Raw genomic sequence first — 23,053 nt, forward strand, 5'->3', positions numbered from 1 at the left:
GCAGGCCGATGCCCGGCAGTTGCAGGTTGACCAGGTCGCGGATGTGCTCCACCGAGCCGACTTTGCTTTGCTGGCCGAAGCGCGCGCGCAGGGTTTCGCCCGGCACGTCGGCGCGCACCACCAGGATGAAACTGGCGCTGTCGATCAGGGTTTTGTCGGCCAGCATCGCCACGTGCACGCCGTAGGCTTTCTCGACAATCGGGATCGGCGTGGCCTTGCTGTCGATCAGCATCGACAGCGCCTCGCGCAGCGCCTGCATCACCGGGGTGAAGCTCAGGCTCAGGTCGTCGTGTTGGTAGTGCGGGTATTCCTGGGGGCGGCGGCCCGTGGTGGAGAAGGTCGAGAACTCGCCGGCCAGGCTCACCAGTTCGCTGAAAAAGCGCTCCGGGTGCAGCGGGCTCAATTGGCTCAGGTGCTGGATCAGCGGCTGGGCGCGGTTGACCAGCTGCAGCAGCATGAAATCGGCAATCTCCGAAGCGCCACCGGCGCCCGAGGCCACCACGCGTCCGGCCAACGCTTCGCCACGCTGGTGCAGCAGGCCCAGCAGTTCGCTGCGAAACGCGGTCAGTGGTTTGCTGGCCGCCACATCGAGTACCGGCGGGATGTAGCTGTCATCCAGCACCAGGGCGCGGTCGGCGCGTTTTTCCTTGATGCGCACCAGGCCGATGGCGGCGTAATCGCTGATGCCATCCTGGGCGGTCAAAAGGCGCAAGGCGCGGGCGCCGACCGCCACCGGGGCACGGTTTTCGAAGGGGGCATTGTCGTCGCGCACTTCCCGTACCTGGCTGACATAGCGCGCCGCTTCCAGGGCTTCGCCTTCGTCGACGGTGTCACGGGCGCCGGCACGCTTGAGGGGCAACGCCAGGTACACCAGGCCATCGCGCAGGTTGTCGTCGATGTTCAGCGGGCTCGGCGCCACGTCATCCTGGGGGATATTGAACGGCGTGCCATCAGGCAACAGACCGCGCGCCGAGACGATCGCCAGCTTGCCCTGGGCCAGCAGGCCCTGGTCGATCAGCAATTCGGAGAAGCCCCAGGCCCCGGCCGACAGCGGGCGGCTGCGCGCATCGATCAGGTTTTCCAGGTAACGGTCATGCTGCTGGAAGTGCTGCGTTCCGATGAACATGCCTTCCGACCAGACCACGCGATTGTTCCAGGACATGGGGGCTCCGATTCTTATTGGGCAGGGCTGGATGGGGGAACCACGACGTCGGCACGCACGGCATGCACATCGAGGCTGATCTGGTATTCGGTGTACTGGCGCGCGGGCACATTGAGTACGGTGCGCCACTCGGCGCGGTCCAGTTCGCGATAGCCCACCAGCAGGCCGATCTGGCGCGTGGACGGGTCGAGGTCGCGCTGGACGCTCAGTTGCTGGCCGGGCTGGATCACCACCTCGTCCTGGTCGAGCAGGTCGAGGCCGAGGGTCGACTGGGCGCGATCGGCCAGGGCGAAGTAGTCGGAACGGCTGAAGGTGGCGGCATTTTTCAGCTCGAAAATCCGCACCCGCACCGGGGCTGCCTGGCCATTGGAACCGGGGTTGAGCCCGGAGATGGCGTGAAAATGCAGCTCGACGGCGGCGGTGTCTGCCTCAGCCTCGGGGGCCTCGGGTTTGGCTGCATCCTTGGCACACGCCGTCAGCAGAAGCGCGGTGGCGACTGCGAGTAAAAACCTGGGAATCATCCTGCGTCCTCAATGACGTACTTAGCTATCCGTTATTCCATTGTTGCGATGCGGCGGTGTTTTTAGCGTCGCTGTCGGGTGCTGTGCTCTTCGTAGGCACGGCTGAATTCACGCCCGAACAGGTCCTGGAAATCTTCCTGGGCTTCGCGGGAAATATTGCTGTAGATCTCGGTGAACTGCTGCCAGTACTGGGCCTGGCGCGATCCGTTGAAGAGGCTCGACAGCCCGCCGGGCTTGCCCATGCGCTCTTCGAGCTGCGCCGGTTCGAAGCGTGTCAGCAGGTGTTTGATGGCGGCTTCGACCCCGGCCATGACGGCCAGTTGGTGAGCACGCAGATCGTCGAAACTGTCGCGCACGGCCACGTCCGGCGCCATAAACGCCTGGTTGCTGTGGCGTAGCAGCAGCAGTAACGCTTCATCGGCATTCGGGGCGAATTTCAACGGGTTGTTTTCCACCGGTTGAATCACCGTCTGCTGCATGCGGAACTCGCCCTTGAGGCTCGCGCGAGCACGCAACACGTCAATCAGGCCTTCGACCATCAGCCGGTAGCTGCGGCCGATGCTTTCCATCTGGGCTTCAGCCTGGGCCTTGTCCAGGCGCAATGCGTCGAGGCCCGCGCCGCGCAGGAAGGCTTGCAGTAAGTCGGGTGGGTTGCCGTCGGCCACCGGGAGCGGTTGCTCGACCTTGGAGGGCTCGATGATCGGTGGAGGCGGCGGTGCAACCGGCTTAGGTGCCGGGGCATCGCCAAACAGGTCCCAGTCTTCGGGAATCACCGAGCCCGAGACCACAGGCGCCGGCGGCTCAGCCACGGGCAGCGGCGTCGGTGGGCGGAAGTCGTGTTGTTCGGCCGGTACGTGATCGTGCACGGTGGCCGGCGGGACGCTGGTGGGCGCGAGGAAATCGAACAGGTCCGGCAGGGTGTCCATCGACGAGGCGCCCTGGAACTGCGGCGCGATGACCGGTTGCGGCGTCGGGGCCTTCACGGCGGCGCCCATCAGGGCTTCGAAGCTGTTGGATGAGTCGCCGGCAAACGCCGGGTTGTCTGTCACTTTCAGGTTGAAATCGATGCGCGCCTGGATTTCGTAATCACCGATGCGGATCAGTTCGCCGTCGTGTAATGGCTCGCTGTTTCCCCGGCGCAAACGAATACCGGCATGCACTAACTCAACACCATTAGTGCTGTTATCAGTTAAATAATAACGACCTTCTTTGTACTGAATAACGCAATGTTGCGTGGAAACCAGGCGCTCGGGATCAGGCAGTATCCAGTCATTTTCGGAACCGCGGCCAATAGCCATCACTCCCTGTTCCATGGACTTTTCAGGGCACTGGCCAGGGGTAATCTTGTGATAACTAGTGATAGTCAAGCACAGCGACATCTTGCCTCCTTGCTGATACTTCGCGCGCGGCCATCTCCAGGGAGAACGGCTCCCGAGAGATCCACGACAGATCCTTCCAATACCTTGAAAGCCTGCTTCAACCCGCGTAATTGCTGATCTTAACCGGCCTCTATGACAAAAATCCTGCCCCGGCACCTGCTTCGACTGATCAGTCGCACAAGATGTTAAGCACCGCACATCTGTCATAGAGGGCGAATAGCTTACCTTGACAAGGCATAAGTACTACACCAAAAATGCACAACTTCTTGAACACCAATGATGGCACTTTGAAATCAGCATGATGTCAAAGCGCTTAATATGACCAAGAAAACATGCAAAGTTCCTCGCGCAACTAATGCATGAATTGCCCGCCATCTAACGGGCTGATAGGGAGATCGAATTTAGTGGATGTGCCTTTGCTGCTCGCCGCCGTTTCCGCGACTTCGCCTTGTGGCGAAGACTTGGAATATGACGCCGATTATTTGCATCTTGAGCGTGCCGCACAGGGCCAACCCGAGCGCAGCATGGGCGACTCGATCCTGCCTGCCGAACCTCCGGAATGGCGCAGCATCCAGCAGCAAAGCCTCGACCTCCTGCAGCGCAGCAAAGACCTGCGCATCACCCATTTCCTGTTGCAAAGCGCCCTCGCCCTCCAGGGTATTGCGGGGCTTGCCGACGCGCTCACACTGATCAACGCGCTGCTGCGCGAATACTGGGCCGACCTGCATCCGCGCCTGGATGCCGATGACGACAACGACCCCACCGTGCGCATCAACGCCCTCAGCGGCGTGACCAGCGACGCGAACATCCGCCTGCTGCGCGAAGCCATTCTCACTCGCTCGCGCACCTTCGGCCCCGTCAGCCTGCGCGCCGCGCTGAATGCCAGCGGGCTGCAACCTTTCCCCGGCGAAAACCTCGGTGCCGAACAGCTCAACGGGGCTTTCCTCGACAGCGACGCCGAGCAACTGCAAGCCACCCGCGACGCGCTGAACGCCGCCCGTACGGCCTGCGAAGCCATCGAACAACACGTCAGCGACCAGGTCGGTTCCGCCCAGGGCGTGGACCTCGGCCCCTTGAAGCAACTGCTCAAGCAGGCCGTGCAGATACTCAATCAATACGCCCCGCACAGTGGCGCCGCCAGCGAGCCCGAGGTTGTCAGTGACGACAATGCCCCCTCGGTTGAATACGCCGCCGCGCCCGTTGCAGCACGCCCCAACGGCGACATCGCCAGCCGCGATGAAGTGCTGCGCAGCCTCGACAAAATCCTTGCGTACTACACCCGGCATGAGCCTTCGAGCCCGCTGCCGGTGTTGTTGAACCGGGCGAAGAATCTGGTGCACGCCGACTTTGCGGCCATCGTGCGCAACCTGATTCCGGACGGCATGTCCCAATTTGAAAATCTGCGTGGGCCGGACAGCGAGTAAGCGTACGGATCGCGCAGTTACAACACCGTCGCTCAAGCGACCAGGAGCAGCAACGTGGCGAAGCAAAGTTCTCAGAAATTCATCGCGCGCAACCGTGCGCCTCGGGTGCAGATCGAGTACGACGTCGAGCTCTACGGCGCCGAGAAAAAGGTCCAGCTGCCCTTCGTCATGGGCGTGATGGCCGACCTCGCCGGCAAGCCCGCCGAGCCTCTGGCGCCTGTGGCCGACCGCAAGTTCCTTGAAGTGGACGTCGACAACTTCGACTCGCGCCTCAAGGCCATGCAGCCACGCGTCGCGTTCCACGTGCCCAACGAGCTGACCGGCGAAGGCAACCTGAGCCTGGACATCACCTTCGAAAGCATGGACGACTTCAGCCCCGCCGCCGTGGCGCGCAAGGTCGACTCGCTGAACAAGCTGCTCGAAGCCCGCACGCAACTGGCCAACCTGCTGACCTACATGGACGGCAAGACCGGCGCTGAAGAAATCATCATGAAAGCAATCAAGGACCCGGCATTGCTGCAGGCCCTTGCGAGCGCGCCGAAGCCGGCAGGGGACCAGTAATCATGACCGAGAATACCGCCCGCGAAGGCGTCCAGAACCTGGGCGCTACCGAAGAAACCAGCGAGTTCGCCTCGCTGTTGCTGCAAGAATTCAAACCCAAGACCGAGCGTGCTCGCGAAGCCGTGGAAACGGCCGTGCGCACCCTGGCCGAGCAGGCGCTGGCCCAGACGGACCTGGTGTCCAACGACGCCATCAAGTCGATTGAGTCGATCATCGCCGCCATCGACGCCAAGCTCACCGCCCAGGTCAATCAGATCATCCATCACCAGGATTTCCAGCAACTGGAAAGCGCCTGGCGTGGCCTGCACTACCTGGTGAACAACACCGAGAGCGATGAGCAACTGAAGATTCGCGTGCTCAATATCTCCAAGCCGGACCTGCACAAGACCCTGAAGAAATTCAAGGGCACCGCGTGGGACCAGAGCCCGATCTTCAAGAAGATGTACGAAGAAGAATACGGCCAGTTCGGCGGCGAACCTTACGGTTGCCTGGTGGGCGATTACTACTTCGACCAGTCGCCTCCCGACGTGGAGTTGCTGGGCGAACTGTCGAAAGTCTGCGCCGCGATGCATGCGCCGTTCATTGCTGCTGCCTCGCCCACCGTCATGGGCATGGGCTCGTGGCAGGAACTGTCGAACCCGCGCGACCTGACCAAGATCTTCACCACCCCGGAATACGCCGGCTGGCGCTCCCTGCGTGAATCGGAAGACTCGCGCTACATCGGCCTGACCATGCCGCGCTTCCTGGCGCGCCTGCCGTACGGCGCCAAGACCGACCCGGTGGAAGCCTTCGCCTTCGAAGAAAACACCGACGGCGCGGACAGTTCCAAGTACACCTGGGCCAACGCCGCTTACGCGATGGCGGTGAACATCAACCGTTCGTTCAAACACTTCGGCTGGTGCTCGCGCATCCGTGGCGTGGAGTCGGGCGGTGAAGTCGAGAACCTGCCAGCCCACACCTTCCCGACCGATGACGGCGGCGTGGACATGAAGTGCCCGACCGAAATCGCCATCAGCGACCGCCGTGAAGCGGAACTGGCGAAGAACGGCTTCATGCCGCTGCTGCACAAGAAAAACACCGACTTCGCTGCCTTCATCGGCGCCCAGTCGTTGCAGAAACCGGCCGAATACGATGACCCGGACGCCACCGCCAACGCCAACCTGGCCGCACGCCTGCCGTACCTGTTCGCCACCTGCCGTTTCGCCCACTACTTGAAGTGCATCGTGCGCGACAAGATCGGCTCCTTCAAAGAGAAGGACGAGATGCAGCGTTGGTTGCAGGACTGGATCCTCAACTACGTCGACGGCGACCCGGCGCACTCCACCGAAACCACCAAGGCCCAGCATCCATTGGCCGCTGCCGAGGTGATCGTGGAAGACGTTGAAGGCAACCCGGGGTATTACAACTCCAGATTCTACCTGCGCCCGCACTACCAGCTCGAAGGGCTGACCGTGTCGCTGCGCCTGGTATCGAAACTGCCTTCGGCGAAAGGCGCGTAATAAAGATCCGCCGGGATCGGGCTTTTTGTGGGAGCCGGGCTTGCCCGCGATGCAGGCGACGCGGTCTGTCAGTCAGACCGCAGTGATGCCATCGCGGGCAAGCCCGGCTCCCACAGAAAAGCACCGCCCTTGGGTTAACCAAATATCGTGGCTGAGACCACACAGGGAGAAAACATGGCTGTTGATATTTTCATCAAGATCGGCGACATCAAGGGCGAGTCCATGGACAAGGCCCACAAGGACGAAATCGACGTATTGAACTGGAGCTGGGGCATGGCCCAGTCCGGCAACATGCACGTGGGCGGTGGCGGCGGCGCGGGCAAGGTGAACATCCAGGACCTGTCGCTGACCAAGTACGTCGACAAGGCCTCGCCGAACCTGATGATGCACTGCGCCAGCGGCAAGCACATCGACAAGGTCACCCTGACCGTGCGCAAGGCCGGCGGTGAAAGCCAGGTCGAATACATGATCATCAACCTGGAAGAAGTGCTGGTGACTTCCCTGAGCACCGGCGGTTCGGGCAGCGATGATCGCCTGACCGAAAACGTCACCCTGAACTTTGCCCAGGTGATGGTGGACTACCAGCCACAGAAAGCCGACGGCACCAAAGACGGCGGCGCGATCAAGTTCGGCTGGAACATTCGCTCCAACACCAAACGCTGATTGCCCCTGTAGCCGCCGCCCCAGGCGGCGGCTGCAAGCCCCCTGTTCCTCTCGCAACCCGTCCGTGGAGCTGCTTTGGTGGTAACTGAAATTGCTTCCCGCGATCGCCTGCAACCGTCCCTGCTGGACCGGTTGACCGACGATGACCCGACCAATCCCAAGGAAAGCGCCGACAAACGCGTGCTGTCCCTGAGCCAATTGAAAGCCTCGGTGCTGCGTGACCTGACGTGGCTGCTCAACACCACTTCATTGCTCAACGCCGATGCCACGCTGCACACGCCCGCCGGTACGTCGGTGGTCAATTACGGGCTGCCGGCGCTGGCGGGCAACAGTGTCTCCAGTGTCGACGTGAGCGCCCTGGAAGCCTTGATCCAACAGGCTATCGCCACTTTCGAGCCACGTATCCTGCGCCATACCCTGCGGGTCAAGGCACGCGTCGGCCATGGCGAAATGAACCATAACGCCCTGAGTTTCGAGATCGAGGGCGACCTGTGGGCGCAGCCGGTGCCGTTGCGCCTGTTGCTGCAAACCGACCTGGACCTGGAGTCCGGCCATGTGCGTGTGGTGAACGCCGACCAGCGGAGGCGCCCATGAACCCGCGCCTGCTGGAGCTGTACAACCAGGAACTGCACCACGTGCGCGAAAGCGCCGCGGAGTTCGCCAAGGAATACCCGAAGATCGCCAGTCGGCTGACCCTGTCCGGCATGGACTGCGCCGACCCGTACGTCGAACGCTTGCTCGAAGGCTTTGCTTATCTCACGGCGCGGGTACAGCTCAAGCTCGACGCCGAGTACCCGACCTTCACCCACAACCTGCTGGAAATCGCCTACCCGCACTACCTGGCACCGACCCCGTCGATGACCGTGGTGCAGTTGCAGGCCGATCCCGATGAAGGCTCCCTGGCCAGCGGTTTTCCGCTGCCCCGCGACACGGTATTGCGCGCCGCACTGGGCCGCGAAACCCAGACCTGCTGCGAGTACCGCACCGCTCACCCGGTGACGTTGTGGCCGTTGCAGGTCGCCCAGGCCGAGTACTTCGGCAACCCGTCCGCAGTGTTGGGACGCCTGGCCGCCAGTGAACCCAAGGCCAAGGCTGGCCTGCGTCTGACCCTGCGCACCGGCGCCGAGTTACCGTTCAACAGCCTCGCGCTGGATAACTTGCCGCTGTACCTCAGCGGTGCCGACGAACAACCGTTCCGCCTCTACGAACAACTGCTGGGCAATGCCTGTGCGGTGTTCGCGCGCAAGCCCGGCGGTGATTGGGTGGAACGCCTGCCGCCGGATGCCTTGCGCTCCCGGGGTTTTGACGACGCCGATGCCGCGATGCCGGTGGTGCCGCGCGCCTTCCAGGGCTATCGCCTGCTTCAGGAGTACTTCGCCCTGCCCCACCGTTTTCTGTTCGTCGAGTTCGCGGAACTGAGCCGCGCGGTAAAACGCTGCGACGGCCAGGAGCTGGAACTGATTGTGCTGTTCGACCGGCACGATCCGAGCCTGGAAGGCAGCGTCGGCAAGGCGCAATTCGTGCCGTTCTGCACCCCGGCGATCAATCTGTTTCCCAAGCGCGTGGACCGGATTCACTTGTCCGAGCGGGTCAACGAACACCACGTGATCGCCGACCGCACCCGGCCGATGGATTTCGAGATTCACTCCCTGAGCGGTATCACGGGCCACGGCACCGGACCGGAGCAGCCATTTTTGCCGTTCTACGCCGTGCGCGATCCGTCGCGCTACGGTCGTGACCAGGCTTACTACACGGTGCGCCGCGAACCCCGCGTGTTGTCGAGCGACCAACGCCGTAACGGGCCGCGCTCCACCTACGTGGGCAGCGAAACCTTCGTCAGCCTGGTGGACAGCCAGCAAGCGCCATACCGCCATGACCTGCGCCAACTCGGCGTGACTGCGCTGTGCACCAACCGCGATTTGCCGCTGTTCATGAGCGTGGGCAACGGCAAAACCGACTTCACATTGGCCGACAGCGCCCCGGTGCTGGCGGTGCGCTGCGTCGCCGGGCCGAGCCGACCGCGCGCCAGCCATGCCCATGACGCCAAGGCCTGGCGCCTGATCAGCCAGTTGTCGTTGAACTACCTGTCGTTGAGCGAGCAAGGCCAGGGCGCCGCCGCACTGCGCGAGCTGCTGCGCCTGTATGGCGACAGCAACGATGCCGCCCTGCAACTGCAGATCGAAGGCCTGCGCGAGGTCCGCAGCAAAGCGGTGACCCGCCGCCTGCCGATGCCCGGCCCGATCGTGTTTGGCCGGGGCCTGGAAATCACCCTGGAATTTGATGAAAACGCGTTCCGCGGTACCGGCGTGTTCCTGCTCGGTGCGGTGTTTGAACGGTTCCTGGCACGCTACGTGTCGATCAACAGTTTTACCGAGACGGTGATCCGTACCACCGAACGCGGCGAGATCATGCGATGGAAAGCCAAGCCCGGACGCCGTCCGACCCTGTGAGTACCCTGGATGCGATGCATCAGGAGCCCTGGGAATATGACTTCTTCCAGGCGCTGCGTCGTATCGAGTGCGAATCGCCTGGCCTGCCACGCCTGGGGCATTCCCTGCGCCTGGCAGATGATCCGTTGCGCCTCGGGCAGCAGGCCGATTGCACCTTTGCCCCGGCCACACTGGCGTCGGTCGAGCCCGGCGCTGAAGGCAAACCGGCACGGCTGGAGCAGTTCTTTTTTGGCCTCGGTGGCCCCAACGGCCCGCTGCCGCTGCACATTACCGAGTACGTGCGCGAGCGCCAGCGCAACAACGCCGACAGCACCAGCAAGCGCTTCCTGGATGTGTTCCACCACCGTCTGCTGACCCTGTTTTATCGGGCCTGGGCCGAGGCGCGGCCCACCGTCAGCCATGACCGCCCGAACGATGATTACTGGTCGGCGCGCCTCGCCGCCTTGAGCGGTCGCGGTACACCGAGCCTGCTCAACCAGGGCCTGATCCCCGACACGGCGAAACTGCATTACAGCGGGCATCTGTCGGCGCAAACCCGCTACCCGGATGGCCTCAAGGCGATTCTCGGTGAGTACTTCGGCCTGCCGGTGGAGATCGAAGAGTACGTCGGCCAATGGCTGGAACTGCCCGAGCGCAGCCGCGTGAGTGTCAGCGCCAATCAGTTGGGCGTGGACTTTTGCCTGGGCAGCCATGTGTGGGACCGCCAGCACAAATTCCGTATCCGCCTCGGCCCACTGAAGCTCGATGACTACATGGGCATGTTGCCCGGCAGCCAGCCGTTCAACGAGCTGGTGGCCTGGGTCGCCGAATACCTGGGCCATGAACTGGACTGGGACCTGAACCTGGTTTTGCAACAACCCGAAGTGCCGGCGCTGCAACTCAATGGCCAGTTCCGCCTGGGCTTCAACACCTGGCTCGGCCAACCCGGGCACGACGCCAACGACCTAATCCTGGCCCGGCATTACGCCGAACACGCCAACACCTCAAGGAATCCAGAGCATGGGTGAAATCAGTCGCGCCGCACTGTTCGGCAAACTCAACAGCGTGGCCTACAAGGCCATCGAAGCCGCCACCGTGTTCTGCAAGCTGCGGGGCAACCCGTACGTGGAACTGGCCCACTGGTTTCACCAGTTGCTGCAACTGCAGGACTCGGACCTGCACCGCATCATTCGTCAGTTCAACGTCGAGCCGGCGCGCCTCGCCCGCGACCTGACCGAAGCCCTGGACCGCCTGCCCCGTGGCTCGACGTCGATCACCGACCTGTCGTCCCACGTGGAAGAAGCCGTCGAACGTGGCTGGGTCTACGGCAGCCTGATGTTTGGCGAAAGCCAGGTGCGCACCGGTTACCTGGTGCTGGGGATTCTCAAGACGCCGAGCCTGCGCCACGCGCTCCTGGGGTTGTCGGGGGAGTTCGACAAGATCAAGGCCGAAGCCCTGAGCGAGCGCTTCGATGAATACGTCGGCGACTCGCCCGAAAATGCCTTGAGTGCCAGCGACGGTTTCAACGCCGGCGCGGTGCCCGGCGAAGCCAGCGGCGCCATGGCCCCCAGCGCCATGGGCAAGCAGGAAGCCCTCAAGCGCTTCACCGTCGACCTGACCGAACAGGCCCGCAGCGGCAAGCTCGACCCGATCGTGGGGCGTGACGAAGAGATCCGCCAACTGGTGGACATCCTGATGCGTCGGCGCCAGAACAACCCGATCCTGACCGGTGAAGCCGGCGTCGGCAAGACCGCCGTGGTCGAAGGTTTCGCCCTGCGCATCGTCGCCGGTGACGTACCGCCGGCACTGAAAGATGTGGAACTGCGCAGCCTGGACGTGGGCCTGCTGCAAGCCGGCGCCAGCATGAAAGGCGAGTTCGAGCAGCGCCTGCGCCAGGTCATCGAAGAGGTCCAGGCCTCGCCGAAACCGATCATCCTGTTTATCGACGAAGCCCACACCCTGGTGGGTGCCGGTGGCGCCGCCGGCACCGGTGACGCGGCCAACCTGCTCAAGCCTGCACTGGCCCGCGGCACCTTGCGTACCGTGGCCGCCACCACCTGGGCCGAGTACAAGAAGCACATCGAAAAGGACCCGGCCCTGACCCGCCGTTTCCAGGTGGTGCAAGTGGCCGAGCCGTCGGAAGACAAGGCGCTGCTGATGATGCGCGGCGTGGCCTCGACCATGGAAAAACACCATCAGGTGCAGATCCTCGATGAAGCCCTGGAAGCCTCGGTGAAGCTGTCCCACCGCTACATCCCGGCACGCCAGTTGCCGGACAAATCCGTCAGCCTGCTGGACACTGCCTGCGCCCGCGTCGCCATCAGCCTGCACGCGGTGCCGGCGGAGGTCGACGACAGCCGCCGGCGTATCGAGGCGCTGGAGACCGAGCTGCAAATCATCGCCCGCGAGCATGCAATCGGCATCGCCATCGGTGCGCGCCAGACCAACAGCGAAGCGCTGCTGGGCGCCGAACGTGAGCGCCTGGCGACGCTTGAAACCCGCTGGGCCGAAGAGAAAACCCTGGTGGACGAGCTGCTCGCCACCCGTGCGACGTTGCGTGAAAAAGCCGGTGTCGTGGACAGCGATGCGGGTAACAACGAAAGCGATGAACTGCGTGCCAAGCTGGTGGACCTGCAACAGCGCCTCAGCACCCTGCAAGGTGAAACCCCGCTGATCCTGCCCACCGTGGATTACCAGGCCGTGGCCTCGGTGGTCGCCGACTGGACCGGCATCCCGGTGGGCCGCATGGCCCGCAACGAATTGGAGACGGTGCTCAACCTCGACCAGCACCTGAAGAAACGCATCATCGGCCAGGACCATGCCTTGCAGATGATCGCCAAGCGCATCCAGACCTCCCGCGCCGGCCTCGACAACCCAAGCAAGCCGATTGGCGTGTTCATGCTCGCCGGCACCTCCGGCGTGGGCAAGACCGAAACCGCCCTGGCCCTGGCCGAAGCCATGTACGGCGGCGAGCAGAACGTGATCACCATCAACATGAGCGAGTTCCAGGAAGCCCACACCGTGTCCACCCTCAAGGGCGCGCCACCGGGTTACATCGGCTACGGCGAAGGCGGCGTGCTGACCGAAGCCGTGCGGCGCAAACCCTACAGCGTGGTGCTGCTGGACGAGGTGGAAAAAGCCCACCCGGACGTGCACGAGATCTTCTTCCAGGTATTCGACAAGGGCGTGATGGAAGACGGCGAAGGCCGGGTCATCGACTTCAAGAACACCTTGATCCTGCTGACCACCAACGCCGGTACCGAGCTGATTTCCCGGGTCTGCAAGGACCCGGCGAACATCCCCGAGCCAGAGGAAATCGCCAAGGCCCTGCGCCAGCCGCTGCTGGAGATTTTTCCGCCGGCGCTGCTCGGCCGCCTGGTGACCATTCCGTACTACCCGCTGAGCGACGAGATGCTGAAAGCGATCACCCGCCTGCAACTCAACCGCATCAAAAAGCGCGTGGAGAACACCCACAAGGTCGACTTCAACTACGACGACGATGTGGTAGACCTGATCGTGTCCCGCTGCACCGAGACGGAGAGCGGCGGGCGGATGATCGACACCCTCCTGACCAACAGCCTGCTGCCGGACATGAGCCGCGAATTCCTCACCCGCATGCTCGAAGGCAAGGCACTGGCAGGCGTGCGCATCAGCACACGGGATAACGAATTGCACTACGACTTCAGCGACGCGGCATAAACAATGCTATTCAACCAATCGTCACGCCTGGCCAAGATCACCAGCCCACTGGGGCCGGATGTGCTGCTGCTCAATGAAATGGGCGGCGGCGAAGAGTTGGGCCGGCTGTTCAACTTCGAATTGCAGCTGACCTCGCTGGACGCCAACATCGACCTCAACCAGTTGCTGGGCAAGCCGATGAGCCTGAACCTGCAACTGGCGGACGGTGGCGAGCGGCACTTCCACGGTATCGTCGCCCGCTGCAGCCAGAACATCGACCAGGGCCAGTTCGCCAGTTACCAGGTGACCCTGCGCCCGTGGTTGTGGCTGCTGAGCCGCACGTCCGACTGCCGGATTTTCCAGAACCTGAGCATCCCGCAGATCATCAAGCAGGTGTTCCGCGACCTGGGGTTTTCCGACTTCGAAGACGCCTTGAGCCGGCCGTACCGCGAGTGGGAATACTGCGTGCAGTACCGCGAGACCAGCTTCGATTTCGTCAGCCGCCTGATGGAACAGGAAGGCATCTACTACTTCTTCCGCCACGAGCAGGACCGCCACGTGCTGGTGCTGGCCGACGCCTACGGCGCCCACGCCAACGTGCCCGGCTACGCCTCGGTGCCGTACTACCCCAAGGACGAGCAGCAGCGCGAGCGCGACCATATGCACAACTGGCACCTGGCGCAGGAAGTACAGCCCGGCTCCCTTGAGCTCAACGACTACGACTTCCAGCGCCCCAGCGCCAGCATCGACGTGCGCTCGGCCATGCCGCGCCCGCACACCGCCGGCGACTACCCGCTGTACGACTACCCCGGCACCTACGTCAAAAGCGAAGACGGCGAACACTACGCGCGCACCCGCATCGAAGCCCTGCAAACCCTGCACGAACAAGTCGAATTCAGCGGCAACGCACGGGGCCTGGGTTCCGGCCATCTGTTCAGCCTCACCGGCTTCAGCCGCCGCGACCAGAACCGCGAATACCTGATCGTCGGCGCCCGCTACTACATCGCTCAGGAAAGCCTGGAAAGCGGCGCGGGTGCGGCCTCGGCCCAGTTCGAAAGCACCCTCACCTGCATCGATGCACAGCAAAGCTTCCGACCGCTGGCCAACACCTACCGGCCCATCGTCAAAGGCCCGCAAACGGCACTGGTGGTGGGCCCCAAGGGCGAGGAAATCTGGACCGACCAATATGGCCGGGTGAAGGTGCACTTCTATTGGGACCGCCACGACCAGTCCAACGAAAACAGCTCGTGCTGGATTCGCGTGTCGCAGTCCTGGGCCGGGAAAAACTGGGGCTCGATGCAGATTCCACGGATCGGCCAGGAAGTGATAGTGAGCTTCCTGGAAGGCGATCCGGACCGGCCGATCATCACCGGGAGGGTGTACAACGCCGAGCAGACCGTGCCTTACGACTTGCCGGAAAATGCCACCCAAAGCGGGATGAAAAGCCGCTCCAGCAAAGGCGGTACGCCGGCCAACTTCAATGAAATCCGCATGGAGGACAAGAAGGGGCTGGAACAGTTGTACATCCATGCCGAGCGGAATCAGGACATCGTGGTGGAGGTGGATGAAAGCCATTCGGTGGGGCATGACCGCAATAAGACTATCGGCCACAACGAGACGGTGACCATTGGCTCCAATCGCCTGCGGGTCGTGCGCAACAACGACACCGTGCTGGTGGGCGGGGCCAAGTCTGACAGTGCCGCCACGACCTACACCATCGAGGCTGGCGACAGTATTCGCCTGGTGTGTGGCGACAGTGTGATTGAGCTCAAGGCCGGTGGAGACATCAATCTGACCTGTGGCTCGTTCAACCTGTTTTCCTCGGGCAGCAGCAAGATCCAGACAAAAGGCAAACTGGACATCAACCTGGGCAGCGACAAGGGCACCTCGCCCGGCGCTCAGGGCGTGCAAGGCACGATCAAGTCCGCCGTCGAGTCAAAATTTCCCGGCAAGCCCGGTGCTGGTCAATAACGAGATTTCTCCACCATGAATTACCTGATCAACGAAGCCCGATTCACCCTGCCCGATGCAGAGGTACAGGACACCTCGATCAACATTCTCAAGTTCGCCAAGCTGGGCACCACGCTGGTGGTGAGCCGCAGCCCGTTGGCCGATGGCGAGACCTTGCAAGACAACTTCGAAGGCCAGCTGAAAAAGCTCGAACAGCAGGTCAAGGACCTTCGTTACTCGCCGGCCCAAGCCGTCAAAGTAGGACCGGCGCAGGACATCGACGCCTTTGAAGTTCAGAACCGGTTCAACAAAGGCAGCGACAATATTTACCAATATCAGCTGGCGATGCAGATACCCGGCACACGCAACCTGATTGCCTTGAGCTACGTCAAGACGCAGCCCCTGGGGCCTGCCGAGGCGGCACATTGGGCGACGCTCAAGAGCACGCTCAACTTCGTCGCCACGCCCTGAGTCGAGTCTGAGCAATGAGTGAAGACCTGTGGGCTGCCCGCGAAGGCGACGCACTGCTGCACACCTCGGTGATGGCCGATATTCTCGGCGGTGTACTGGAAGTGGCAGCCTATGCGGCGATCACCACTGTGGGCTGCCTGGCGGTGGCGGCGGCTGTTGCCATCACAACCGGTGCGACTATCGCTACCGGCGGCGTTGCCCTGGTGTTAGTCGTGGGTGCCGTCGTAGGCATTACCGCAGGGCTCACAGGGGCTGATCTGAAAATATCCAGTTGGTGCGAGTCAGCCGCCAACTGGGTGTTCCCGCCGGTGATCGACGCCTTTATCACCAGCGGCTCGGACGACGTCTTCATCAATGGCAAAAAGGCGGCCCGCGCCGCCGGCAAGATGACGGCCGTGCCGGTCGCGCCCAGCGAGCCACCGGCGCCCAGCTTCCTGGACATGGCCGGGGAGTTTTTCTCACAGATGTGGCGCCCGACCGTCGCCTCGCCCGCGCCCGGCACCGAGCCTTGCCCACTGGATACCGTGGCGTGCAACAAGCACCCGCCGATGCCCCTGCAATTCATTGCGGAGGGTTCCAGCTCGGTGTTCATCAACGGCCAGCCTGCGGCGCGCAGTGGCGATCGCAGTACGTGCGACGCCAAGATTGGTACAGCCCCGGGCCTGATCTCGCCGGATGTGCGCATCGGCGGCGGGACCATCGTGGTGCAGGAAATTCGCAGCGGAAAAACGCCGGGCGTAGGCCTGGCAATTGCCGTGGTGATGGCGTTGCGGGGCAACCTGAAATGCTTCTGGACCAAGCTGCCGTGCCTGGTCGGTGGTTTGCTGGTGGGTGGCGCCATCTCATACGCAACCAGCAAGGTCACTTCGGCGCTCAAGAGCGCCATGAATGGCTCGCCCAATCCGGTTCACAGTGCCACCGGGGCCAAGATTCTGGGCGGGGATGAAGAGCTGGATTTCGTGCTGCCGGGCTTGCTCCCGATAGATTGGCAGCGCTTCTACAGCAGCCTCGACACACGCCAGGACGGCCTCTTTGGTGCGGGCTGGAGCGTTGCGTATGAAGTGTCGATCGAGGTAGATGCAGACGAAAACCTGGTCTACATCGATGAGCAAGGGCGCCGCCTGGAGATCGGCTACATCCCGTTGTCCGGCGGAGCGTTCGACCCGGGCCAAGGCCTTGCGGTCAGGCGCAGTGCCGACGGCGCGGTATTGATCGAGAGCATCGACGGCCTGTACCGACTGTTCGAGCCCGACCCGCTGAACAGCGCGCAGATGCGTCTGCAGCTGCTGGGTGATCGCAATGAAGGGCGGATCTTTCTCGACTACGACACTCTGGGCCGGCTGCATCGCCTGCGCGACACCCATGACTTGATGCACGTCGAGCTGAACTACTCGGCCGAACACCCACGGCGCGTGAGCCACATCGAACGGCGTTACCTGCGCCAGGAACATTTCGACGCGCGCAGCGATGTGCTCGTCAGTTACCGCTATGACAGCAACGGCGACCTGTCTGAAGTCCTGGACGTGCAAGGTACAACCCGTCGACGCTTTGCTTATGACCACGGCCGGCGAATGGTCGAACACCAGTTGCCAGGTGGCCTGCGCTGCTTCTATCAATGGGCAGTAGTGTCCGGGCCCCACGGTGAAGAGTGGCGCGTGAGTCGCCACTGGACAGACGCAGGCGATGAATACAGCTTCGACTACGATCTCGACGCCGGCATTACCCGGGTGACCGACGGCCTGATGCGCGTCAGCACCCGGCATTGGAACCCTCAGTACCAGATCACCCGCTACGTCGACAACCTGGGCCATACCTGGCAATTCGAATGGAACGAAGATCGCCTGTTGCTCGGCGCGATTGATCCACAAAACGGCCAGTGGCGCTTCAATTACGATGAGTCCGGCAACCTGAGCGCGGTGATCGATCCACTGTCCAGAACCAGCGGCACACAGTGGTTGGAACATTGGGCATTGCCCCAGGTGGAAACCGACCCGGCAGGCAACAGTTGGAATTATCGCTACGACCAGCGTGGCAACTGTATCGAGGAAATCGACCCACTGGGCAACAGCACACGCTATGTCTATGACGGGTTCGGCCAGCCGGTGCGCATCATCGATGCCACCGAAAAAACCAAAACGCTGCATTGGAACGAATGGAGCCAACTGGTCGAAGCGGTGGATTGCTCGGGTTATCCCACCCGTTATCAATACGACGCTTTCGGCAATCTGGTGGTGCAGACCAATGCGGAAGGTGAGTCGGTTCGCTACCGGTACGGACCCGAGGGGCTATTGCTGGAATGCCAGCTCCCGGACGGTCGCGTGGAGCAGTTCCAACGCAGTGCCAGCGGTTATCTCACGGCCCATGTCGACCCGGCCGGTAGCACCACGCGCTATGCCTATGACCTGCGCGGCCTGGTCAAACAACGCTGGGACGCGCACAACCGCACAGTCATGTTCGATCACGACGCCTATGGGCGACTGCGCAAGCTGACCAATGAGAACGGCGAAAGCTATCGCTTTGAGTGGGATGCGTGCGACCGCATGGTTCAGCAGCAAGACCTCGACCAGAGTCGGCGCTGCTACACCTATGACCCGCTGGATGATGTCGTCGCCGTCGACTACCTGCCGGGAACCGAAGGCGAACCGGTAGCGCCGTTGTCACACCAGTTTCAGCGAGATCCGGTTGGACGCCTGGTCAGCAAAGTCACCGCCGACGGCACCACCGTCTACGAACATGATCTGAACGATCAACTGCTCGGCGTCACGTTCACCGCGCTTGACGGTCAGCAGCAGCGACTGGGTTTCAGCTACGACGCGCTGGGGCAACTGCTGCAGGAGCAAAGCACAGCGGGCTCCTTGCAGCATCACTACGACGAATTGGGGAACCTGATTCAGACCCAGTTGCCCGACGGTCGATGGCTGAACCGCCTCTACTACGGCAGCGGTCACCTGCATCAGTTGAATCTCGATGGGAAGGTCATCAGCGACTTTGAGCGTGATCGTCTGCATCGCGAAGTGCAGCGCACTCAAGGTCAACTCAGAACGAACACCGCGTATGACCGCAGTGGAAGGGTTCGCTCGCGCCAGCGCCGCAGTATTGATCAACCGTGGCAGTTGCCGCCGTTGGTTGAAACTGACTACAGCTACGATCCCAGCGATAACCTGATTGGGCGTCGGCGTGTTGACCGTGTTCATGATCGTCAAGAGCACTTGGGTTACGACAGTACCGACCGGATTCTTGTCTGCCACCAAGTGGGAAGGAGCGAAACCTACGCCTATGACGCCGCAGCCAACCTGCTGGATAGCCCGCATCAGGGGGGCCTAGTACGGCATAACCGGCTGCTCACCTATCAGGACAAGCGTTATCGATACGATACCTTGGGTCGTATGATCGAAAAACGCAGTGGCATCCGGGGTTTTCAGCGCTTTGCCTACGACGCTGAAAGTCGCCTGGTTGAAGTGCGAAATGAGAGCGGCAGCGTGGTCAGGATGAGCTATGACCCACTGGGGCGACGCGTCGAAAAAACAGAGCATGACGACAATGGCAATCCACTGGGACAGACGCGTTTCATCTGGGATGGTTTACGCCTATTGCAGGAACACAAACACAGCCAGACCAGCCTTTATGTTTATGAAGGGGAAAGCTACGCGCCTCTGGCCCGAATAGACGGTACCGGGTCGCTGCAAAAAATTCGCTACTACCACAATGATCTGAACGGGCTCCCTGAGCAGTTGACAGAGACCGATGGACACACCCTCTGGCAGGCCAGCTACCAAGTGTGGGGCAATACGTCGGAGGAGGTTCGCGAGCCTTACTACCTTGAAGAGCAGAATCTAAGGTTTCAGGGACAGTACCTGGACCGAGAGACGGGGCTGCATTTCAATACATTTCGGTTTTATGATCCGGATGTGGGGCGTTTTACAACGCCTGACCCTATCGGGCTGGCAGGAGGTTTTAACCTTTATCAGTATTCTCCTAATCCTTCGGGATGGATCGATCCGTTGGGGTGGGCACCTTGCGGCGCAACCACTAGCAAGCTTCAGGCACACGCCAACGCCGCTAGAAAGGCCGTTTACAGTAACCCGCAAAGGTCCTTGACCCCGAAACAAAGAGCAGCAGTAAAAAGAGCCTATGACAGAGGTGATCTCGGACAAGCACGTTCACGCTATCGTCGGTATGTAGGGCAGAGAATAGATGCAGACTTCAAAACCAGAGTGAAAAATGACCCATCATTGGGGCATTTGGAGGTATCAAAATCAGGGCAACGTCTACCCGATGTGTATGAAACTAAAACTAAAACCTGGTGGGATCTCACGACGAAGGCTGACTGGAAAAGAGGCACGCATCAGCGGCGTTACGGGGACTGGGGCAATGGTTATGAAGGAATATTATGGTGAGTGAAAAAATTCCATCAAAAGTACTGTCCGGTGTTGAGCAGGACGGACTCGTTTTGCCTAAAAAAACACGCTTTGAAAACGAACTCATCAGTGGTTGCAAACTGAAAAACGCGAAACTCTGCGATCCGATTTTTGATCAATGTGTTCTGGAAAATTGCGACTTTGAGAAAGCTGACTTTTCCGGCTCGCGATTCTTCAATAAAACATCCTTGACCCATTGCTCGTTCAAGAATACGGATTTTCAAGCGTCAGGTTTCAGCAATAGCAAATTTGAGAACTGCACGTTTGTGAAATGCAACTTTCGAGAAGCGTCATTGAAGGATTGCACCTTTGCCAACTGCACCTTCTCTCAATGCAAAATCATTGATAACTCGTTTAACGCAAAAAATCTCACCAATATTAAATTCATTGGAAAACTCCAGGAAGTAAATTTCATATCAGACCAGGCCCACACCCCACTTTCTGCCGACTTTGAACTTTGCAAACTCGATTATGTAACCTTTGAAAACTGCAACTTAGAAAACATCACTCCTCCCACTGAGGCCAAGCACATTTTTTTCAAGGACGTGGCAGCCCGTGCAAAAAAAGCACTCACTGTCATATCTTCTGAACCTGAAAGCCAGATCAATAAAATATTAAAGCGACGACTGCTGAAGCTCACAACTCAACGAGGTGCCATTTTCAACACTGACAACCTAGAAGATTATGAAGGCGCGGAATTCACCACACGATTTATTTCACTTCTTCAGGATGCTTAGGCAACACAAAGGGGAAAGATAAGTTATCGACGTCTACGCGCTGCAATCACTCAGCCACGACTCATCCGGCCAAGTAAGAAAAGGCATTTGACGCCAACAAAAAATGGGCACCCGACCCAGTCGGCGTGCCCATTTTTCATCCCGCGCTCACACTCGCATGTGCGTAGCGCGTTCTACATGACTTACGGATTGACGCTGTCTTTAAGCGACTTGCCTGGCTTGAACGCAACGGTGTTGCTCGCCTTGATTTTCACCGGCTCGCCGGTTTGCGGGTTTTTGCCGGTGCGGGCGCCGCGGTGGCGCTGCAGGAAGGTGCCGAAGCCCACCAGGGTGACGCTGTCCTTGCGATGCAGCGCGCCGGTGATTTCTTCAAGTACGGCGTTGAGTACGCGGTTGGCCTGTTCTTTGGTCAGGTCTGCTTTTTCTGCAATAGCGGCTGCGAGTTCTGGTTTACGCATAAGTGAAGCCTCTTTGACGGTTTTTTGTTGTTATGTCCGTGCTGCTCTCTATCGGAGCAGCGCCCAAGGCGCCGCAGGCTCTACTCTGCGGCAGACGGGAGTGAGGATGGCATGCCATCGGGGCCTGCGCCAGTCTCACGGCGACCTTTCTACGGTCAAAATGATGCTTAATCCGACAGAACGACCGCTATTTACGCCAGCAACGGTGGAAGTTCTTTGTTGAGGGCGAGTTTTTCCATCACGGCAGTGCCTGTCAGCGCGTACCCCAGCAGGCGCCCGCTGGCGTCGCGGCACAGGGCCTTGATGTCGGCGCCCTGCCCTTCGACGCTCCAGACGCCTTCGGTGCCTCGTGGCGGTGGCGAGACGACCAGCGGGCAGATCGGGGTTTTTACCGTGACGGGCATCGGGCCGTAGCTGACGGCGGTCGCGTTGCCCGCGAGGGTCTGGGCCAGGGCGCGGGCGCAGCTCATCAGCGGCATCACGTACAGCAGGTTCAGGCCATCGACCTCGGCACAGTCGCCCAGGGCGTAGATGTTGGCGTGGGAGGTCTTGAGGTGGCGATCGACCATGATCCCGCGGTTGATCTGCAAGCCCGCCGCAGCGGCCAGGTCGACACGCGGGCGCAGGCCGATGGCAGACACCACCAGGTCGCACTGGATCACTTCACCGTCAGACAGATGGGCTTCCAGGCCGTCAGCGTTGCGTTGCAGGCGATTGAGCACCGGGCCCAGGTGGAAACGCGCTCCCAGGCCTTCCAGGCCGGCCTGCACCGCTGCGGCCGCCGCCGGGTGCAGCAGGGTCGGCATGACTTGCTCGCACGGCGCCACCAGGTCGATCTCGTAGCCGCCCAGGATCAGGTCGTTGGCGAACTCGCAGCCGATCAGCCCGGCGCCCAGCAGCAGCACCCGGCGTTTACCGGCCGCCGCCGCACGGAAGCGCGCGTAATCTTCAAGGTCGTTGATCGGGAAAATCAGGTCAGCGGCGTCACCCTGTACCGGCACCCGCACGGTTTCTGCGCCCCAGGCCAGGATCAGGTCGCGGTAGACCACCGCTTCCTCACCGATCCACAAGCGCTTGTGGCCCGGGTCAATGCCGCTGATGCGGGTGTGGGTGCGCACTTCGGCTTTCAACTGCTCGGCCATGGCGCCCGGTTCCGCCATGCTCAGGCCGTCGGCTTCCTTGTTCTTGCCAAAGCCGGTGGAAAGCATGGGCTTGGAGTAGGAGCGCCCGTCATCTGCGGTGATCAGCAACAGCGGGGTTTCGCTATCGAGCTTGCGAAACTCCCGAGCCAGGTTGTAACCGGCCAAGCCCGTGCCGACGATCACGACAGGTGCGTTCATTCCTTTCTCCTTGTAGTTAAATTCTGGTTTCAGCCGATTTCGATCATTTCGAAATCCATTTTGCCCACGCCGCAGTCCGGGCACAGCCAGTCTTCCGGGACGTCCTGCCACAGCGTGCCCGGAGCGATGCCGTCATCCGGCCATCCGTCTTTTTCGTCGTAGATCAGGCCACAGACGACACATTGCCACTTCTTCATTGCTTGTTTCCTCAGGTCCAGGCGCGTTGGCCCACGGTCGATAGATGCAACCTTGCCGTGCGGCTCAGGGCGTTTTGTACTGATCAGCAGCCGCAGATGCAAGCATGATCGACGCATGAGCCTGGCGCGCCCCGGCAAAAGTCCAGGGCGCCATGGTAAGCTCGCC

General features: G+C 61.3%; 18 protein-coding genes. 12 read left to right on the top strand and 6 right to left on the bottom strand.

Translation table 11 applies throughout. The annotated features are described in order from the left end of the window. The 3 genes from tssK to tagH all read right to left on the bottom strand — a co-directional run. Positions 1–1,162, bottom strand: a 1,162-nt coding sequence (gene tssK / locus MUM_RS0106400; RefSeq protein WP_010168261.1) for a type VI secretion system baseplate subunit TssK, incomplete at its 3' end; no start/stop codon positions are given. Between the two features lie 14 nt (positions 1,163–1,176). Next, a complete protein-coding gene (tssJ, locus tag MUM_RS0106410) occupies positions 1,177–1,683 on the bottom strand; it encodes a type VI secretion system lipoprotein TssJ (RefSeq protein WP_010168262.1) in 507 nt (168 codons plus the stop codon). A gap of 62 nt (positions 1,684–1,745) precedes the next feature. After that, positions 1,746–3,062 (bottom strand): type VI secretion system-associated FHA domain protein TagH, encoded by a 1,317-nt coding sequence (tagH, locus tag MUM_RS0106415; RefSeq protein WP_029615787.1) that lies wholly within the window; start codon positions 3,060–3,062, stop codon positions 1,746–1,748. Between the two features lie 404 nt (positions 3,063–3,466). Between tagH and tssA the strand changes: the two genes are divergently transcribed. The 12 genes from tssA (at position 3,467) to MUM_RS0106475 (ending at position 20,892) form a co-directional block, all read left to right on the top strand. Continuing rightward, complete coding sequence (gene tssA, locus MUM_RS0106420; protein ID WP_010168266.1) at positions 3,467–4,486, top strand: type VI secretion system protein TssA; 1,020 nt, start codon at positions 3,467–3,469, stop codon at positions 4,484–4,486. A 54-nt stretch (positions 4,487–4,540) separates the two neighbouring features. Continuing rightward, entirely contained in the window at positions 4,541–5,047 is a 507-nt protein-coding gene (gene tssB, locus MUM_RS0106425) for a type VI secretion system contractile sheath small subunit (protein WP_010168268.1), read from the top strand. 2 nt (positions 5,048–5,049) lie between these two features. Beyond that, positions 5,050–6,546 (top strand): type VI secretion system contractile sheath large subunit, encoded by a 1,497-nt coding sequence (gene tssC, locus MUM_RS0106430; RefSeq protein ID WP_010168270.1) that lies wholly within the window; start codon positions 5,050–5,052, stop codon positions 6,544–6,546. Between the two features lie 174 nt (positions 6,547–6,720). Further along, complete coding sequence (locus MUM_RS0106435; protein ID WP_003213345.1) at positions 6,721–7,209, top strand: Hcp family type VI secretion system effector; 489 nt, start codon at positions 6,721–6,723, stop codon at positions 7,207–7,209. Positions 7,210–7,287: 78 nt separating this feature from the next. Next, positions 7,288–7,803 carry a type VI secretion system baseplate subunit TssE gene (gene tssE / locus MUM_RS0106440; RefSeq protein WP_010168272.1) on the top strand — a complete coding sequence of 172 codons (516 nt, stop codon included), beginning with the start codon at positions 7,288–7,290 and terminating at the stop codon, positions 7,801–7,803. Further along, complete coding sequence (tssF, locus tag MUM_RS0106445; RefSeq protein WP_010168274.1) at positions 7,800–9,659, top strand: type VI secretion system baseplate subunit TssF; 1,860 nt, start codon at positions 7,800–7,802, stop codon at positions 9,657–9,659. Before tssE ends, tssF begins: the two co-directional genes overlap by 4 nt. Further along, complete coding sequence (tssG, locus tag MUM_RS0106450) at positions 9,623–10,666, top strand: type VI secretion system baseplate subunit TssG (RefSeq protein ID WP_010168276.1); 1,044 nt, start codon at positions 9,623–9,625, stop codon at positions 10,664–10,666. The genes tssF and tssG overlap by 37 nt, the downstream gene beginning before the upstream one ends. Next, a complete protein-coding gene (gene tssH / locus MUM_RS0106455; protein ID WP_010168278.1) occupies positions 10,659–13,337 on the top strand; it encodes a type VI secretion system ATPase TssH in 2,679 nt (892 codons plus the stop codon). Before tssG ends, tssH begins: the two co-directional genes overlap by 8 nt. A gap of 3 nt (positions 13,338–13,340) precedes the next feature. After that, complete coding sequence (locus MUM_RS0106460) at positions 13,341–15,287, top strand: type VI secretion system Vgr family protein (RefSeq protein WP_010168280.1); 1,947 nt, start codon at positions 13,341–13,343, stop codon at positions 15,285–15,287. A gap of 15 nt (positions 15,288–15,302) precedes the next feature. After that, on the top strand, positions 15,303–15,737 hold the full coding sequence (locus MUM_RS0106465; RefSeq protein ID WP_010168282.1) for a DcrB-related protein: 435 nt from the start codon (positions 15,303–15,305) through the stop codon (positions 15,735–15,737). 14 nt (positions 15,738–15,751) lie between these two features. Next, complete coding sequence (locus tag MUM_RS0106470) at positions 15,752–20,134, top strand: RHS repeat-associated core domain-containing protein (RefSeq protein ID WP_010168283.1); 4,383 nt, start codon at positions 15,752–15,754, stop codon at positions 20,132–20,134. Beyond that, a complete protein-coding gene (locus MUM_RS0106475) occupies positions 20,131–20,892 on the top strand; it encodes a pentapeptide repeat-containing protein (protein ID WP_169386811.1) in 762 nt (253 codons plus the stop codon). The genes MUM_RS0106470 and MUM_RS0106475 overlap by 4 nt, the downstream gene beginning before the upstream one ends. A 182-nt stretch (positions 20,893–21,074) precedes the next feature. Here the strand turns inward: MUM_RS0106475 and MUM_RS0106480 are convergent, their stop codons facing one another. The 3 genes from MUM_RS0106480 to MUM_RS0106490 all read right to left on the bottom strand — a co-directional run bounded on the left by MUM_RS0106480 (position 21,075) and on the right by MUM_RS0106490 (position 22,887). After that, complete coding sequence (locus MUM_RS0106480) at positions 21,075–21,350, bottom strand: HU family DNA-binding protein (RefSeq protein ID WP_003213368.1); 276 nt, start codon at positions 21,348–21,350, stop codon at positions 21,075–21,077. Positions 21,351–21,541: 191 nt separating this feature from the next. After that, the gene (locus MUM_RS0106485; protein WP_010168307.1) at positions 21,542–22,690 is read right to left on the bottom strand and encodes an NAD(P)/FAD-dependent oxidoreductase; all 1,149 of its coding nucleotides are present in this window, start codon (positions 22,688–22,690) and stop codon (positions 21,542–21,544) included. Positions 22,691–22,719: 29 nt separating this feature from the next. Then, on the bottom strand, positions 22,720–22,887 hold the full coding sequence (locus MUM_RS0106490; RefSeq protein ID WP_003213373.1) for a rubredoxin: 168 nt from the start codon (positions 22,885–22,887) through the stop codon (positions 22,720–22,722). Between the last annotated feature and the right edge of the window lie 166 nt (positions 22,888–23,053).

It is taken from the genome of Pseudomonas sp. PAMC 25886 (assembly GCF_000242655.1).
In the GTDB taxonomy this organism is placed as follows: domain Bacteria; phylum Pseudomonadota; class Gammaproteobacteria; order Pseudomonadales; family Pseudomonadaceae; genus Aquipseudomonas.

Coding starts and splice junctions, on each gene's coding strand:
- MUM_RS0106460 (WP_010168280.1), top strand. CDS start 13,341: ATGCTATTCAACCAATCGTCACGCCTGGCCAAGATCACCAGCCCACTG.
- tssC (WP_010168270.1), top strand. CDS start 5,050: ATGACCGAGAATACCGCCCGCGAAGGCGTCCAGAACCTGGGCGCTACC.
- tssH (WP_010168278.1), top strand. CDS start 10,659: ATGGGTGAAATCAGTCGCGCCGCACTGTTCGGCAAACTCAACAGCGTG.
- MUM_RS0106485 (WP_010168307.1), bottom strand. CDS start 22,690: ATGAACGCACCTGTCGTGATCGTCGGCACGGGCTTGGCCGGTTACAAC.
- tssG (WP_010168276.1), top strand. CDS start 9,623: ATGGAAAGCCAAGCCCGGACGCCGTCCGACCCTGTGAGTACCCTGGAT.
- MUM_RS0106470 (WP_010168283.1), top strand. CDS start 15,752: ATGAGTGAAGACCTGTGGGCTGCCCGCGAAGGCGACGCACTGCTGCAC.
- MUM_RS0106490 (WP_003213373.1), bottom strand. CDS start 22,887: ATGAAGAAGTGGCAATGTGTCGTCTGTGGCCTGATCTACGACGAAAAA.
- MUM_RS0106435 (WP_003213345.1), top strand. CDS start 6,721: ATGGCTGTTGATATTTTCATCAAGATCGGCGACATCAAGGGCGAGTCC.
- tagH (WP_029615787.1), bottom strand. CDS start 3,062: ATGTCGCTGTGCTTGACTATCACTAGTTATCACAAGATTACCCCTGGC.
- MUM_RS0106480 (WP_003213368.1), bottom strand. CDS start 21,350: ATGCGTAAACCAGAACTCGCAGCCGCTATTGCAGAAAAAGCAGACCTG.
- MUM_RS0106465 (WP_010168282.1), top strand. CDS start 15,303: ATGAATTACCTGATCAACGAAGCCCGATTCACCCTGCCCGATGCAGAG.
- tssJ (WP_010168262.1), bottom strand. CDS start 1,683: ATGATTCCCAGGTTTTTACTCGCAGTCGCCACCGCGCTTCTGCTGACG.
- tssF (WP_010168274.1), top strand. CDS start 7,800: ATGAACCCGCGCCTGCTGGAGCTGTACAACCAGGAACTGCACCACGTG.